Source organism: Mesorhizobium sp. M0751 (genome assembly GCF_040320265.1).
GTDB lineage: Bacteria > Pseudomonadota > Alphaproteobacteria > Rhizobiales > Rhizobiaceae > Mesorhizobium.
Genome location: NZ_JAMYPH010000037.1, coordinates 14,476 through 30,144 on the forward strand (window position 1 = coordinate 14,476; position 15,669 = coordinate 30,144).

At 60.3% G+C, this 15,669-nt stretch carries 17 protein-coding genes and 1 tRNA gene; 7 read left to right on the forward strand and 11 right to left on the reverse strand.

Annotated features, from left to right (window positions below; translation table 11 throughout):
- Window positions 1–200 precede the first annotated feature (200 nt).
- Together NKI19_RS31115 and NKI19_RS31120 are read left to right on the forward strand one after the other, a co-directional pair.
- Window positions 201–1,319 carry a DUF2157 domain-containing protein gene (locus NKI19_RS31115; RefSeq protein ID WP_352490581.1) on the forward strand — a complete coding sequence of 373 codons (1,119 nt, stop codon included), beginning with the start codon at window positions 201–203 and terminating at the stop codon, window positions 1,317–1,319.
- Window positions 1,316–1,900 (forward strand): GDYXXLXY domain-containing protein, encoded by a 585-nt coding sequence (locus NKI19_RS31120; RefSeq protein WP_352490580.1) that lies wholly within the window; start codon window positions 1,316–1,318, stop codon window positions 1,898–1,900. The genes NKI19_RS31115 and NKI19_RS31120 overlap by 4 nt, the downstream gene beginning before the upstream one ends.
- Before the next feature lie 87 nt (window positions 1,901–1,987).
- Here NKI19_RS31120 and NKI19_RS31125 read toward each other — a convergent pair.
- Window positions 1,988–2,072: transfer RNA gene (locus NKI19_RS31125), tRNA-Leu, on the reverse strand.
- 343 nt (window positions 2,073–2,415) lie between these two features.
- On the opposite strand from NKI19_RS31125, the gene tig reads away from it, so the two are divergent.
- The 5 genes from tig to NKI19_RS31150 all read left to right on the forward strand — a co-directional run bounded on the left by tig (window position 2,416) and on the right by NKI19_RS31150 (window position 7,349).
- Window positions 2,416–3,891, forward strand: coding sequence for a trigger factor (tig, locus tag NKI19_RS31130; protein WP_352565460.1), 1,476 nt, complete (start codon window positions 2,416–2,418; stop codon window positions 3,889–3,891).
- Between the two features lie 160 nt (window positions 3,892–4,051).
- On the forward strand, window positions 4,052–4,576 hold the full coding sequence (locus NKI19_RS31135; protein ID WP_352490579.1) for a hypothetical protein: 525 nt from the start codon (window positions 4,052–4,054) through the stop codon (window positions 4,574–4,576).
- Between the two features lie 212 nt (window positions 4,577–4,788).
- Window positions 4,789–5,142 carry a c-type cytochrome gene (locus NKI19_RS31140; protein WP_502899365.1) on the forward strand — a complete coding sequence of 118 codons (354 nt, stop codon included), beginning with the start codon at window positions 4,789–4,791 and terminating at the stop codon, window positions 5,140–5,142.
- A gap of 146 nt (window positions 5,143–5,288) precedes the next feature.
- Entirely contained in the window at window positions 5,289–6,221 is a 933-nt protein-coding gene (locus NKI19_RS31145; RefSeq protein WP_352490578.1) for a heme o synthase, read from the forward strand.
- A 315-nt stretch (window positions 6,222–6,536) separates the two neighbouring features.
- Window positions 6,537–7,349, forward strand: coding sequence for a DUF2189 domain-containing protein (locus NKI19_RS31150; RefSeq protein WP_352490577.1), 813 nt, complete (start codon window positions 6,537–6,539; stop codon window positions 7,347–7,349).
- A 66-nt stretch (window positions 7,350–7,415) separates the two neighbouring features.
- Here NKI19_RS31150 and NKI19_RS31155 read toward each other — a convergent pair whose 3' ends face one another.
- From NKI19_RS31155 to NKI19_RS31200, 10 genes are all read right to left on the reverse strand, one after another.
- Window positions 7,416–7,889: an aminoacyl-tRNA deacylase gene (locus NKI19_RS31155; RefSeq protein WP_352466993.1), complete on the reverse strand. Its 474-nt coding sequence runs from the start codon at window positions 7,887–7,889 to the stop codon at window positions 7,416–7,418.
- A gap of 144 nt (window positions 7,890–8,033) precedes the next feature.
- Window positions 8,034–8,438 (reverse strand): cytochrome C oxidase subunit IV family protein, encoded by a 405-nt coding sequence (locus tag NKI19_RS31160; RefSeq protein ID WP_352470444.1) that lies wholly within the window; start codon window positions 8,436–8,438, stop codon window positions 8,034–8,036.
- A 10-nt stretch (window positions 8,439–8,448) separates the two neighbouring features.
- Window positions 8,449–9,171, reverse strand: coding sequence for a heme-copper oxidase subunit III family protein (locus tag NKI19_RS31165; RefSeq protein WP_023678903.1), 723 nt, complete (start codon window positions 9,169–9,171; stop codon window positions 8,449–8,451).
- A gap of 13 nt (window positions 9,172–9,184) precedes the next feature.
- Window positions 9,185–9,889 carry a cytochrome c oxidase subunit 3 gene (locus NKI19_RS31170; protein ID WP_352539753.1) on the reverse strand — a complete coding sequence of 235 codons (705 nt, stop codon included), beginning with the start codon at window positions 9,887–9,889 and terminating at the stop codon, window positions 9,185–9,187.
- Entirely contained in the window at window positions 9,886–11,655 is a 1,770-nt protein-coding gene (gene ctaD / locus NKI19_RS31175) for a cytochrome c oxidase subunit I (RefSeq protein WP_352470447.1), read from the reverse strand. The genes NKI19_RS31170 and ctaD overlap by 4 nt, the downstream gene beginning before the upstream one ends.
- Window positions 11,656–11,746: 91 nt before the next feature.
- Complete coding sequence (gene coxB / locus NKI19_RS31180; protein ID WP_352500857.1) at window positions 11,747–12,562, reverse strand: cytochrome c oxidase subunit II; 816 nt, start codon at window positions 12,560–12,562, stop codon at window positions 11,747–11,749.
- 59 nt (window positions 12,563–12,621) lie between these two features.
- Window positions 12,622–12,810 carry a hypothetical protein gene (locus tag NKI19_RS31185; RefSeq protein WP_352567649.1) on the reverse strand — a complete coding sequence of 63 codons (189 nt, stop codon included), beginning with the start codon at window positions 12,808–12,810 and terminating at the stop codon, window positions 12,622–12,624.
- Window positions 12,811–12,903: 93 nt separating this feature from the next.
- A complete protein-coding gene (locus NKI19_RS31190) occupies window positions 12,904–14,250 on the reverse strand; it encodes a PQQ-dependent sugar dehydrogenase (protein WP_352567648.1) in 1,347 nt (448 codons plus the stop codon).
- Window positions 14,250–14,699, reverse strand: coding sequence for a DUF2231 domain-containing protein (locus NKI19_RS31195; protein WP_352470450.1), 450 nt, complete (start codon window positions 14,697–14,699; stop codon window positions 14,250–14,252). Before NKI19_RS31195 ends, NKI19_RS31190 begins: the two co-directional genes overlap by 1 nt.
- A 131-nt stretch (window positions 14,700–14,830) precedes the next feature.
- A complete protein-coding gene (locus NKI19_RS31200; RefSeq protein ID WP_352451366.1) occupies window positions 14,831–15,187 on the reverse strand; it encodes an SPW repeat protein in 357 nt (118 codons plus the stop codon).
- Between the last annotated feature and the right edge of the window lie 482 nt (window positions 15,188–15,669).

The window sequence follows — 15,669 nt, forward strand, 5'->3', positions numbered from 1 at the left end:
TCGGATCATTCCGTCTTTGTGTGCACCGTGAAAATAGGTGGGGTCATATCGATTTAAAAGCGCTATTGGTGCATGGCAGCAATGCAAATTGTGCAATGCAACATTAACGCGCGTCCGGCTTTCCGCCCAAATCGGAAAATGCCGCAAGGTCAAACGCTTGGGCGGACGAGCCAAAAGGACGAAGCGAAAGGGGAGGGGCAATGGCGAGCTATTCGTCACTGGTCAGGTCGGATATCGCGCGATGGCAGCAGGCCGGCCTGATCGATGCGCCGACAGCCGAGGCGCTGACGCGCGACGTCGAGGCAAATGAACGCAAATCGCTGAGCTTCGGCTCGATCCTGGCGATGATGGCGGCGCTGCTGTTCGGCGCAGCTATCCTGATCTTTATCGCCGCCAACTGGGAAGTCATCCCGCGGCTGGTGCGGGTCGCCGCACTTTTTGCCGTTATCCTTGCCGGCTATGTCGGCGGCGCGGTGCTGAAGATGCGCGACCATGCGGCGATCGGCGAGGCGCTGTGGATCGTCGCGGCGGCAGCGTTCGGCGGTTCGATCGCGCTGATCGGCCAGATGTATCATTTATCGGGCGACGAGGCCTCGGCCTTGATCACCTGGGGCGCCGGCACGGCGCTGGCGGCGGTGGCGCTGCGCTCAAACCCGCTGACCGTCGCTGCCGTCGGCATCGCCGATGCCTGGCTGTTCCTGAGAGGGTTCGACTACTTCCGGCGCACGGAGTTTCCGCATCTCTTCGTGGTCATGGCGCTGGTTCTCTTCGCCGTTTCGTTCTGGACGCGCAGCCAGGCTGCGCGCCACCTGATCATCCTGTCGGTCCTCTTCTACCTCGTGCTGTTGGTCATGCAATACGACACGCTGCAAGTTGCCATCCCGCTCGTTGCCGCGTCGGTGCTGCTTTTTACCGCTGCGATCTTTGCTGCCGGGCCGGTCGACAGGATCTTGCAACTGGGTGGCAGGCTGCCCTTGCACGCGCTGATCGGCTTTCTCACCGGCCTGGCGATGATCCAATTCGAACTGGCGGATGAAAGCAGCTACAATAGCGGCTTCGCCATTGCCTCGGCTGTTGCGCTGGCCGGCATCGTCGCGGCGATCGTGCTGGGCGGCCGCGAGAGCCGGGGACTGCGCTGGGTTGCCTATGCGGGCTTCGCCTTCGAACTCGCCATTATCTATGTGGTGATGCTGCAATCAATGCTCGACACGGCAGGCTTCTTCCTTGCGGCAGCGGTGCTTCTCGCCGTTCTTGCTTTCATTATCATCCGCATAGAAAAGCGCATGAACGCCCCGGCCATGACAGGAGCGGCAGCATGATGACCGGCAAAAAACTGACCATCTCGGCGGTAGTGCTGGCGCTTGTCCAGATCGGCTTCCTGAGCTGGATCATCGCCGGACGCGCAGCGATCCTGCGCGACGGCAAGCAGGTCCTGCTCAAGATCGAGCCGATCGATCCGCGCGATCTCTTGCGCGGTGACTACATTCGGCTCGGCTACGACATTTCGCGCATATCGGTGAAGCTGATCGGCAACATTCCGGCCGGCAAGCTTTCCAGCGAGGAAACGTCGATCGTGGTCAGGCTGAAGCAGGGCGCCGACGGCTATTGGGGGCCGACCGCGGCTTGGTTCGGGCAAGCGCCGGTGCCGGCAGCATCCGGTGAAGCCGATATCGTCGGACACGTCTCCGAGGGGTGGGATATCAGCCAGGGAGAAACGACGATCGCGCCGGAGTACGGCATCGAGCGCTTCTATCTGCCGGAAGGCGAGGGGATAGCGATCCAGAACGACATGCGGGTGCGGCCGTTCGGCATCCGCGTGGCGATCGCGGCCAACGGCACGGCGCAGATCAAGGCGCTGGTGGACGGCGACAAGACACTGTTCGAGGAGCCGCTTTATTAGTCCTCCTTCGCCAAGGCTTCGGAGGATTCCCTTCGTCTGTCGAGTTGGCTCAGGTGGCCTGCCACCCGAAGCTCGAAGAGCGAAGGGTGGTGCGGATGAAGGGACTCGAACCCCCACGCCTTTCGGCACTGGAACCTAAATCCAGGGCGTCTACCAATTCCGCCACATCCGCATTGCCCGGCCAATCCCATGTAGCCATCATTCTGTCAATGTCAGGGCCGATATCGGCATCATTGGCCGGAATGCAAAGATGGTTGAAAATCAGCGTCGCCTGTGACAAAAGGCGTGTCGAATGTGACGGGACGCGACGATCCGCTTCTGCAAAATGTGATAAGAAGTAGGAAAAACAAAGACTTATTCACATTTTGGAGCGTATTTCTGGAGGATTTGTGCCGCGTTGGGCGGACAGATCGCCAAGTCCCGCACCAAAAGCCATTCCCGGCAAGATCATACCGGCAGGCTGTAAACGGCAGGGGCCGTTTGACGGCCTCATTGGTGGAAACAAAGGTTTTATGATGCAGGTCACCGAAACGCTCAACTCCGGTCTCAAGCGCGAGATCAAGATCACCGTGCCGGCCGGTGACATGGAAGCCAAGCTGATGGCGCGGCTTTCCGATGCCAGGAACAAGGTCCGCATCAACGGCTTCCGCCCCGGCAAGGTGCCGGTCCAGCATCTGCGCAAGGTCTACGGCAAATCGTTCATGGCCGAAGTGGTCAACGAGATCCTCAACGATTCGACCCGTTCGATCATCACCGGGCGCGGCGAAAAGGCCGCCATGCAGCCTGAAGTGATCATGACCGAGGACGAGAAGGAAGCCGAGAAGATCCTGGCCGGCGGCGCCGACTTCGAGTTCCGCCTGAACTACGAGGTCATTCCGCCGATCGAGATCAAGGATTTCTCCGACATCAAGGTGACGCGTCAAGTGTTCGACGTGCCGGATGAAGAGATCGACGAGCAGGTCAAGCGTGTCGCTGAATCCGCCCGCACTTACGAGCCGAAGACCGGCAAGGCCGCCGAGGGCGATCGCGTGACCATCGATTATGTCGGTAAGATCGACGGCGAAGCCTTCAACGGCGGCGCCGGCACCGATCAGCCGCTGGTGCTCGGCTCGAAGGAATTCATCCCCGGCTTCGAAGACCAACTGGTCGGCGGCAAGGCCGGCGACGAGAAGCAGGTCACGGTCACCTTCCCGGAAAACTACCAGGCGGCGCATCTGGCCGGCAAGGAAGCCACTTTCGACGTGACCGTCAAGGAAGTATCGAAGCCCGGCGAGCTTGAGATCAACGACGAGATGGCCAAAAATCTCGGCCTTGAATCGCTGGAGCGCCTGCGCGAGGTGGTGCGCGGTCAGATCGAGAACCAGTTCGGCTCGATAACGCGCCAGAAGGTCAAGCGGCAGTTGCTCGACCAGCTCGACGCTGCCTACTCGTTCGAGGCGCCGTCCAAGCTCGTCGAGGCTGAGTTCAACAACATCTGGAACCAGGTCAATCGCGACCTCGGAGCCGCCGGACGCACCTTTGCCGACGAAGAGACGACGGAAGAAGAGGCGCGTGCCGAATATATGCGGCTTGCCGAACGCCGCGTGCGTCTCGGCCTGGTTCTCGCCGAAATCGGCGAGAAGGCCGGCGTCACCGTGACGGACGAGGAATTGCAGCGCGGCCTGTTCGAGCAGGTGCGCCGCTATCCGGCCAACCAGCAGCAGGAAGCCTTCGAATTCTATCGCAACAATCCCGAAGCGCTGAACACGTTGCGCGCGCCGATGTTCGAAGAGAAGGTGGTCGACCATCTGCTCGGCCAGATCTCGGTCACCGATGTCAAGGTCAGCAAGGAAGAACTGCTGGCCGACGACGAGGATACGGAGACAACCAAGGCCAAGCCGGCGAAGAAGGCGGCCGCGAAAAAAGCGGACGCCAAGAAGGCCGACGACGACGCTGAAGAGCCGAAGAAAAAGGCCGCGCCGAAGAAGAAGGCCGCCAAGGACGCTGAATAACGTCCCTGCTGAATTCCGAAAGGCCGCCTTCTCGAGGCGGCCTTTTTCGTTGTGGCGCAGACGCAACGGATTTCACACATCTGGCGGTCGAGGTAGCGATACGAAGCTTTGATGATTATCTGCGCTGGGTTGCTGACCGCAGCGGTTGTTGGAGGCATCGTTGAGACAGTTCTTCGGTATCGGAAGCGTGATGGCGGCGGCGTTCCTGCTTGCGTCGGTCTGCGGGATCGCTCAGGCTGATACGGTTCTCGACAACTGGCGGTTCGACAAGACCAGCGATGGCCTTGTCACCGCCTCGCTTTATGCGACCAACAAGCTCATCACCGGCGGCGGCGCATTGAGTTACAGCCCGGTATTGACGATCGCCTGCCGGACCGCCGGTGAACCGCGTTGGAGCGAATGGCTGCAGCTGAGCGACACCGTTTCGGCCAGCCGAACCATCGCCATGTCGGTGACTGTCGGCCAATCCGGCAAGCTCAACGAAAGCTGGTCGGTCGGCCCGCGCAGCAGGATGCTGGTCCGCGACGGTGCCGACGGCATCAGGCGACTGATTTCCGCGGACCGGCTACTGTTGTCCTGGCGGTTCGGGCTGCTGTCGGGGCGCGGCACAGCCGACTTCGACCTCGCCGGAGTTGAAGAGGCGGTCGGCCGGATCGCCGCCACCTGCAACACCAAATTGCCTTGAGCAGATTGTCCGCATTAAACCTTTGCATGGTCGAACTCTACCTGCCAGCCGGGTTCTGTGGTATGTAGGTGCCGCAACTCCAGGCAGTGGATATCCGTTCTGCCATTCAAGAGCGCATGCCAGCGGACTAAATGTCGGCCTGTGCAGGTCAGCCAGGGCAAATTGGCGATCAGGGAGGAAATGCCATGCGTGCCATTGTGTTTTTTATCACCATGTCCGTCGCCACCGTCATTGCCGGCCCCTCGCGGGCACAGGATGCCGCGGCGGGTGAGAAGGTCTTCGCCAAATGCAAGGTCTGCCACGTCGCAGACAAGGACCAAAACAAGATCGGTCCGTCCTTGAACGGCGTCATCGGTCGAACGGCCGGCACGCATCCGGGGTTCAGCTATTCCAAGGCCATGACCGAGGCCGGAAAATCCGGCGTTAAATGGGACGAAGCCACGCTGACGACTTACCTTCACGATCCCAAGGCGATGGTCAAAGGAACGAAGATGGCATTCCCCGGCCTCAAAAAGGACGAGGACGTCGCCAATGTCATTGCTTATCTGAAGCAATTCTCCAAATAGCCCGGCTCTTTCGCCGGATCTTGGTATCGCAAACAGGTCGAGGCATAGCCTCGGCCGCAATCTGCCGGCAGTGTCGGTGGGGAGGCGGCTCGTTGCAAAAAAGACATTGGCCGGCTAGGCTGCCGTTCCCATCGGTGGTCGTCTGAATGTCGACTGAAGAAAGCCGCCTCAAAGATACCGGCATCCGCCTCTCGGAGGCGACGGCGGGTGACTTCTTTGCGCTTTTGAAACCACGGGTCATGGCGCTTGCCGTGTTTACTGCCTTCGTCGGCCTGATGATGGCGCCCGGCGTGATGAATCCAGTTATCGCCGTAATTGCCATCGGCGCAATCGCGGTTGGAGCGGGAGCCGCCGGCGCGCTCAATATGTGGTACGACGCAGACATAGACGCCTTGATGTCTCGCACGTCCAAGCGACCAATTCCGGCCGGTCGCGTCACGCCTGGCGAAGCTCTCACCTTCGGTCTGGTGCTTTCCGCACTGTCGGTCGTGACGCTCGGCGCGCTGGTGGGGTGGCTCGCCGCATCGTTGTTGGCGTTCACCATCTTTTTCTATGTCGTTATCTACACGATGTGGCTGAAGCGCTCGACGCCACAGAATATCGTCATAGGCGGCGCGGCAGGCGCCCTTCCTCCGGTGATCGGGTGGGCTGCTGCAACCGGCGCAATCGGCATTGAAAGTCTCATTCTGTTTCTGATCATTTTCCTTTGGACGCCGCCTCATTTCTGGGCGCTGGCCCTTTTCAAGGTCGGCGACTATGCCGCGGCGGGTATCCCGATGATGCCGAATGTGGCCGGCCAGCACTCGACCAGAAAACAAATCTTCGCCTATTCGCTGCTCTTGGCGCCAATCGGCGTGCTTCCTTGGGGCTTCGGCTTCGCGAGCGGATATTATGGCACTGTTTCAGCCGCCTTAGGCGCAGGTTTCATTTGGCACGCCTGGAAGGTTCTCGTCGCCGACAAGGAGATGAAGCCGGCAAAGGCGCTGTTTGCGTATTCGATTGTCTATCTTTTCGCAATCTTTGCGGCGCTGCTTGCCGACACCATTGTAATGCGAGTGGTCGCGTCAGCCGGCTATTGACCCCGGCTCAAACATCACCTTGGCAGAGCACAAAATCCCAGCAACAGCAGAATAACGACGCCAAGGCCGAGTATGAGAACTGTCCTTCCATCCATGACCTTCACCTTCGACTAGAAGAGCATATCGAAGAAAGGCGTCCGGAGCTAGTCAGGCTACCCGCGACCTCTTACTCCCGGGCCTTCCTACAAAGCGCGACAAGTCCCCCGCATGAGAGTATATTGATCATGGTGCAGGTCGCGGTTTGCGTGGGTCAATCATGCAGAATGGCAGCACCGTAAAACGCGACCTTACCGGACCTGGTCTGGAGGAATGGTCATGGCAAGCTTTCACGTGATAGCAGGCGCCAGCGAGGCGCTGGAACACACCAGAATTCGAAAGATCGGTGTCTCCGATCTTTTTGATGCGCTCAGGCGTGGCGTCGATGATTTCATGGTCAAGCCGTCGCACATCGTTTTTCTCTGCCTGATCTATCCGATTGCGGGAGTCGTGCTTGCTGTCTGGACATCAGGTAACAACACGCTGCCATTGCTGTTTCCGCTTGTGTCCGGCTTTGCATTGATTGGTCCGTTCGCGGCGATCGGCCTCTATGAGATCAGCCGGCGACGGGAAGCCGGGCTCGACGCCTCGTGGAGGCACGCCTTTGAGGTCAGGAGTTCTCCGGCACTGCCGGCTATTGCAGCGGTCGGCGTCATGCTGCTTGCGATCTTCATCGCCTGGCTTTTGACGGCCCAGATATTCTACCAGACCCTGTTCGGCCCGACGCCGCCGCAATCGCTGTCCAGCTTCATCAGTGAAATATTCGCCACGGGACGCGGCTGGACGCTCATCATCCTGGGTCACGCCATCGGCTTCGTGTTCGCCGCGGTTGTGTTGTGTACCACGGTCGTCGCATTCCCGTTGCTGCTCGACCGCGATGTCGGCGCCTACGAAGCCATCCACACCTCGGTGCGCGTTGTCCTGGCCAACCCGATCGTGATGGCGGTGTGGGGCCTTATCGTCACCGTCGCCCTGATCGTCGGCTCGCTGCCAGTGTTCGCCGGGCTGGCGGTCGTGCTGCCGATCCTTGGTCATGCGACCTGGCATGTTTACCGGAAAGTTGTGGAATCGCCGCCGGCCACCAGACCGTGAGCTGAAAAAACCTGCGCCGCCCGCACCGGCGAAAGTGCCGGTGCGGGCAGGGTGGGGGCAGAGCTTTCAGTAGGCCGGGTGGCTGAAACGGGCTTGGCGCGCGTCCTTTGTCAGGTCGCGGAAATCCTTGCCGCTCACATGCACAAGCGTCTTGTGGTCGCCGCCCTCGAAATAGACTTCGGGAGCGTCGCCGAGGCTTTCGTCGAGGACCACCGGCACATCATAGGCAGCGCCGATCGGCGGCACAGCGCCGACGTCGCAATCGCCGAACAACGAGACCACCTCGTCTTCGGAGGCTAGCCCAAGGGGCTTGTCCATGACGTCCTGCAATGTCGCGAGTTCTATCCTGTGCGTGCTTGGAACCACGGCCAGCGCGTAGCCACGGTCGTGGTGAACGACCACCGATTTGGCCATTATGCTGCCGGGCACATGTGCCGCAATGGCGGATTGTCTGCTTGTCGCCGTGCGGTGATGCTCGACGGTGTCGTAGGAAATTCCTTTCCTATCGATAAAATCCTTCAGTCTGTTTGCGATGGTCATCTTGGGCGCCCCTTGCTGGTGTTCGCGACGCATGTGGAAACGCCGGCATCGCCTGTCGTTTCCGATACCAACAGAAATGGACCAGTCGTGGATTGTTTCAAGGCGAAGGCTCCAGGACCGGACGGCCCGGATCCGGATTGCATGTCAGGGCCCAGCCCCGAAAAACGCCATTCGGGTGAGAAGCGTGTAGTCCGCTTCGAAGACCATCATCGTCACGAACACCAGAACCAGCACCGGCGGCAGGATAATTGCATATGCCAGTGCCAGCCGTTCCCAGGCCATGTGCATGAAGATGGCGACGATCAGTCCTGCCTTGAGGATCATGAAGATCAGGATCAGCGACCATCTGAGATAGCCGTGGAGACCGAAATAGTCGACCAGATAGGAGCAGGTGCTGAGGATGAACAACCACGCCCAGACCACCAGATAGAGCTTGATCGGGTGCTCCTGATGAACCTCCGCCGGGGTAACGCCGGTCGTCGTCGCATCATGGGTACGGGCGCTGTCCAGTGCGTGTTGTCCCAGGCCGTTTGCGGTTGCTTCAGCCATGTCCTGCCTCTCACCAAAGATAGAAAAATGCGAAAATGAACACCCAGACCAGGTCGACGAAATGCCAGTAAAGCCCCATGATTTCGACGTTCTCGTAGCGGCCCCTTCGGCTGGTGAAGAAGCCGGGCCGTCCGACATCGTAATCCCCGCGCCAGACCTTTCGCGCCACGATGATCAGGAAGATCACCCCGATCGTCACGTGCGTGCCGTGGAAGCCGGTGATCATGAAAAAGGATGCGCCGAACTGGGCAGCGCCCCAGGGATTGCCCCAAGGCCGCACGCCCTCGGTGATCAGCTTGGTCCATTCGAAGGCCTGCATGCCGACAAAGGTCGCGCCGAGTGCTGCGGTCAAGAGCATCAGCACTGCCGTCTTGCGGCGGTCGCGGCGGTAGCCGAAATTGACCGCCATGGCCATCGTTCCGCTGCTCGAGATCAGCACGAAGGTCATGATGGCGATAAGGATCAGTGGAATGTCGGAGCCACCGATGCGCAGGGCGAAGACCTCGCTCGGATTGGGCCACGGCACACGTGTTGAGATACGCGCGGTCATGTAGGAGAGCAGGAAGCAGCCGAAGATGAACGTGTCGCTGAGCAGGAAGATCCACATCATGGCCTTGCCCCAGGACACGTTTTTGAACGCCCGCTGATCCGAGGACCAATCGGCGGCGATGCCTTGCCAGCCTGCGGGCCGCGGCTCTGTTCGGCCGATGTGGGCCAGTGTCGTCTCTGCCATCCGCCCGTTCCTCCTAGGTCAGCAACCCTCGGCAAATGTCGATTAAAGTCGAAGCCCAGCCGGCCAGAAGCGCAAAGATGGCGAGCCAGACGAAAAGCAGGAAATGCCAGTACATGGCGCACAGCTCGACACTGAGGCGAAGCCGCTGCGGCTGCGCTCCGTTCCAGGCGCCGACGCTCGTTCTGCCCAGCCCGACCAGTCCTCCCAGTATATGCAGGCCATGCATTCCCGTTAGCAGGTAGAAGAAGCTGTTGGCCGGATTGGATGCCAGAAAATAGCCATCCGCACTCAGTTCCCGCCATGCCACAAGCTGTCCAATCAGGAAGACGAGCGCCGTGAGTCCAGCGGTGGCGAGGCCGAGCCTGACCATGTCCACTTGACCCTTGCGCGCCGCGAGCGAAGCGCACTGTATCGCGATGCTGCTCAAGACCAGTACGCCGGTGTTAAGCCAGAGCAGGGGCGGGATGGGCAGCGGCCGCCAATCCGACAGCGCCATGCGCATGAAGTAAGCACTGGTGAACAGCGCGAACAGGCAGCCGACGACGGCAAGGAAGACGCCGAGACCGATCTTTGCGGTCGGCAGCGCCGATCGGTCCAGAGCGACAAAATCCCCGGTCATACCTTGCTCGAGCCACGGCTTCGTCATTAGCCGCTGATGGGAAAGCCACCACCCGGCAATACCGGCGATCACGAGCAGGAAGACCAGGATTACGCTCATGCCGGCTCCCTGGAGGGCGCGAAGGAGCCCGGAACGTTTTGCGGTATGAAGTCCTCCTTGGCTCCCGGTACGCTGTAGTCATAGGCCCAGCGATAGACGATCGGCAGATCCTTGCCGAAATTGCCGTGGGCGGGCGGTGTTTCGGGCGTCTGCCACTCGAGCGTCGTTGCCCGCCACGGATTGCCGCCAGCCTCACGGCCATGGCGGATGCTCCAGATGAGATTGAACAGAAACACAATCTGAGCAAAACCGACTATAAAAGCCATGATGCTGATAAACGAGTTCAGGTGGTGGGCCGATTCCGTCATGATCGTCATGTCGGTCAATTCGTTGTACCGCCGCGGCACGCCCATCAAGCCGAGATAGTGCATGGGAAAGAAGATCAGATAGGCGCCGAGGAAGGTGACCCAGAAATGGAACCGGCCCAGTGTCTCGTTCAGCATCCGGCCGGTGACCTTCGGATACCAGTGATAGATCGCGCCGAAGATTACGATGATCGGGGCAACCCCCATGACCATATGGAAATGGGCGACGACGAACATCGTGTCCGACAGCGGAACGTCGACGACGACATTGCCAAGAAATAGCCCAGTCAACCCGCCATTGACGAAGGTGACGATGAAGGCCAAGGCAAAAAGCATCGGTATGGTGAGGTGGATGTCGCCGCGCCACAGCGTCAGCACCCAATTGTAGACCTTGATGGCTGTTGGGACAGCGATGATCAATGTCGTTGTGGCGAAGAAAAAGCCGAAATAGGGATGCATGCCACTGACATACATGTGGTGCGCCCAGACCACGAAGCTCAGCGCGCCGATGCCGACGATGGCCCAGACCATCATGCGGTAGCCGAAGATGTTCTTGCGCGCATGGGTGCTGATCAGGTCGGATACGATGCCGAAGGCCGGAAGCGCCACGATGTAGACTTCCGGATGGCCGAAGAACCAGAACAGATGCTGGAACAGGATCGGGCTGCCGCCGCCGTGCTGCAACTGTTCGCCCATCTCGACGATCGCCGGCATGAAGAAGCTGGTGCCGAGCGCCCGGTCGAGCAGCATCATCACGCAGGCGACGAACAGCGCCGGGAAGGCGAGCAGTGCCATGACGGTGGCGGTGAAAATACCCCAGACAGTAAGCGGAAGGCGCATCAGCGTCATGCCGCGCGTGCGCCCCTGCAGCACCGTCACGACATAGTTCAAGCCGCCCATGGTAAAGCCGACGATGAACAGGATCAGCGAGACAAGCATCAGGATGATGCCCCAGTCCTGGCCGCCTGGCGTACCGGTCATGATCGCCTGCGGCGGATAGAGCGTCCAGCCGGCACCCGTCGGTCCGCCGGGCGCAAAGAAGCTCGACACCAGGACCAGCACGGCGAGCAGATAGATCCAGTAGCTCAGCATGTTGACATAGGGAAAGACCATGTCGCGAGCACCAACCATCAACGGGATCAGATAGTTGCCGAAGCCGCCCAGGAAGAGTGCCGTGAGCAGGTAGATCACCATGATCATGCCGTGCATGGTGATGAACTGGTAGTAGGCTTCCGGGGTGATGAAGTCGAATGTGCCGGGGAAGCCGAGTTGCAGCCGCATCAGCCAGGATAGCACCAGCGCGACCATGCCGATCGCTGTCGCCGTCGCCGAATACTGGATGGCGATGACCTTGGCGTCCTGCGAGAAAACGTATTTCGTCCACCAGCTGTGCGGATGGTAGAGTTCCATTTCCGCGACTTCGGCCGGCGGTACCGCATCTGCAGGTGTGATATCGACCATAGGAACACCTCCGTGCCCTTCTCGGCCAGCCCGACAGTTCGGACTTGCCGCATTAACTTCAATCCCGACGGCGCGCCGTCGTTCCGGTTTCCTACTCTGCCGAGCCCATCTGCTGGGGCGCGGACAGCTGCGCAAAAGTCTGCTGCTGGCCAAGCCACGCCAGATAGTCTTCCTGAGTATCGACCATGACCACGCCATGCATCATCGGATGTCCCTGGCCGCAGAGTTCGGCACACAGGACCTGGAAGGTTCCGGTCTTGGTAGGAGTGAACCAGAAATAGGTGACCGAGCCCGGGATCATGTCCATCTTGGCGCGGAATTCCGGCACGTAGAAATCGTGCAGCACATCGATCGAGCGGAGCAGCATCTTGACCGGTTTGCCTACCGGGAGGTGCAGGTCGGCCGCTTCCACTACGACATCGTCCTGACCGTTGGCATCGGTGGCGATGACGCCGAGTGGATTTTCAGCGTTGACGTCGCGAGTGTCGGATGTGCCGAGCTTGCCGTCCTTGCCGGGGAGGCGGAAACTCCATTGCCACTGCTGGCCGACGACTTCGACCTCGGTTGCGTCGCTTGGAACGGTAACGAACCGGCTCCAGACGAACAGGCCTGGAACGAGCAAAGCGGTGACACCAACCGCGGTGACGACCGTCAGCCAGGATTCGAGCCGCCTGTTCTCAGGTTCGTATGCCGCCTGATTGCCTTCCCGATGACGGAAGCGGAAGACGCAATAGGCCATGAAAAGAACCACGGCGGCGAAGACGACACCGGTGATCCAGAAAGTTATGATGATGGTGTTGTCGATATAGTCCCAGTTCGAGGCAATCGGCGTCCACCACCATGGGCTCAGGAAGTGGAACAACACCGAGCCCACGACTATCAGAACGAGTACAAGCGCAACGGCCATGTCCCGGTTCCTCCCGGTATTCCAAGCGGCGCAAGCCGTCCCGGGAAATACCAAGTGCATCATAACTTGATTTGCGATGAAAATTCTAGAGCCGGCTGTGGGAAGGGCAAAAATACCATTTCGCGGCGCTGGCGGTCCTTCGGTTCGGCGGTGATCAGCGGCAGGCCCTCATCTATTTCCAGCTCACCCGCCCGATGCGGCCACGCGGCAAACATCGTCAGCGTGGAGTAGCCGGCAATGGCGGGCACGCCGAATGCGCCTAGCAGAACCACCGGAACGGCGATCGTCGGGGATCCCTCCACCTGCTCGACCGACAGCTCGACGAAGGGAGTGGAGCCACTTTATTGGCCGGCAGATGTCACCCGCCAAACTGTGTTGCCGACGTCGTCGGCGATGAGCAGGGCCCCGGTTTTGTCGACAGCCAGGCCGACAGGCCGGCCGCGCGCCTTGTTGTCCTTGTCCAGGAAGTCAGTCACCACGTCGGTAGCGACGCCGCTCGGACGGCCGCCGCTGAATGGTACGAAAACTACCTTGTAGCCATTGAAGCGCGTGCGGTTCCAGCTGCCATGCTCGCCAACGAAGGCGCCGCCGCGATATGCCTCGGGAAGGCTGGTTGCCGCATAGAAGGCCAGCCCCAGAGGGGCGACGTGGGAACTCAGTGCATAATCCGGAACGATCGCTTTTGCGACCAGGTCCGGACGTTGGGGCATGACGCGGGGATCGAGATGCTGGCCGTAATAGCTGTATGGCCATCCGTAGAAGCCGCCATCCTTTACCGAGGTCAGATAATCCGGCACGAGATTGGGGCCGAGCTCGTCGCGTTCATTGATCACTGCCCAGAGCGCCCCGGTCTGCGGCTCCCAGCTCAGGCCGTTTGGATTGCGCAAACCGCTGGCGAAAATGCGCGACCGGCCGGTGGCCCTGTCTACCTGCCAGATGGCGGCGCGGTTCTTCTCCGCCTCGATGCCGTTTTCGGCGACGTTGCTGTTCGAGCCGATGCCGACATAGAGCAGCGAGCCGTCGGGGCTTGCCACCAGGCTCTTCGTCCAATGGTGGTCGATCGGGCCGCCGGGCAGGGCGGTTAGCGGCGTCCCGGGCGCGGTGATCTTTGTGTCACCGGTGTTGTAGGGATAGCGGACGATGGAGTCGGTATTGGCGACGTAGAGATCGCTTCCCACCAGCGCCACGCCAAAGGGGGAGTTCAGGTGGTCGAGGAATACGCTGGTCAGCTCCGGCTTGCCATCGCCATCGGCGTCGCGCAGCAGCGTAATGCGGTTGCTTGGGCCGCTGTCGCCGCCCGAGGTGACCCAGGATTCGATCCAGCCCATCACCAAATCCTTGGGCCGTTTGATCGGTTCGCCACCCGGCGCCTTGGACTCGACCACCAGCACGTCGCCATTGGGCAGCACATAAAGCGACCGCGGATGCTGCAAGCCGTGGGCAAAAGCCTGGATCTGCAGCCCCTGCGCGACTGTCGGCTTCTCGTCGCTATTCCATCCGACCACGGAAGCGAGATGCATGGGCGGGAAGAAATATTGGATCGGGTCCGGCAGGTTTGGATTCGGCCCTATCTGACTGCTGGGGTCCGGGTCGTTGCCGCTGCACGCTGCAAGAGTGATCGCCGCAGTGCAAACGAGGACGGACACCGCGATGCGCCTGGTCTGACCGATGGAGCTTGCTATGCGCATCAATCCGCCACTCCGACGTGATGCCGGTACACCATGGACCAGCCCAGCCAACCAGTGAAGATGAGGACGAGCACGACAACCGCCGAGAGGATCAAGCCTGTAGGAACGATGGAGGTCCATGCATCGCGGGTGTGCACGAGCATGTTGATGATGGATAACGCCAGCGCCAGAAGATTGCCGAGCACGTGCGGCCAGGCGGGGGGCTGTGCCCTTATCAGCGGATTGGCCAGGAAATCGATCAGCCCCGCGATCGCTGCTAGGCAGCCCATGATCACGCCGACGGTAACCAGCCAAGCGGAGAAGTCAGCCCACATCATCTCCGCTGTTCGCCAATAGGCTAGATCCGTCAGCAGGGTGCCGACGAAGCAGGCGATCGGAAATGGCACGAGCATCGGATGAATAGGATGTCCCGCAATCCTGGCCGTCGAACGCGGATTGTCACCGACCATAATGCGCCATCCTTCCTATTCTCGTCCAAACAAACGCCGCCTACCCGGCCTCCGGCGGCTGTTGCCGAGAGACCGGCAGACGACCGATAGATCCGTCAGGCCCAAAAAAGGGCGCTGGCTGGCTGCGCCTGTTAGGCGGCGGACTGGGTCGGCGGGTTCTGATACATCATCCAGAGCTCGATCGCCGCCAGCACGGCGACCAGAATGCCGATCACGACATGCACGGTCATCGCCGTGGTCGCCTGGAATCCAAGCACCCAGGGCGATGCGAGAACCCACAGTCCGACGACCAGGTTCACCCACTCTTCCCACACGGCAAATGCTGCGAGGGCGGCAACCGAAAGCACGACAATCAAGATTCCGCTGCCGAGGGCGTTCTGCGTCTGCGGGCCTGCCGCAAAGGTGAAGATCCAGGGGGAGAAGAACAGAATTGCCCCAAGGATCAGGTTGGCTACGTCACAGAGCCTGGCGTTTGTCCACTGGTTCATGGCATCCTCCATAGGGAGCGTTTATGGCTCCCGAGTTCGGCAAGGTGGTGCCTGAGTTCGGCGCGATGCGCCCGAAGCCGCTCACTCCGTGTCACGGTAGTGCCCTGCCCGGCTGGAATTCCGCATCTGGCGGTACTCCAGCCAAATCCGGCTATCTAACTGAATTCCGGGCTTTATGTTCCATTCGGCACCGGCACGCCTGGATCACTTGGTGGTGATCGAGCGATCCAAAGCTGCCTGTCAGGGGGCGGCGGGGCGGCGGCGCGTAGCTCATTCTGTCTTTTTATCGAGCCGGTGAAACATTTCTCATGGATCGCAGTTCTTGGATGCAGAGGAGTTGAATAAGGGAAACCTGATTGCACGCGAGGAGCACGGACGACACAACTATAAATACGCTCTGTATAGAATACTTCGCAACCGGAAGCTCTCGCTCGTCTTGGTTGCCGCCGAAGCTTGTTTGAAAGACGGCGGTCGCCGCCGAA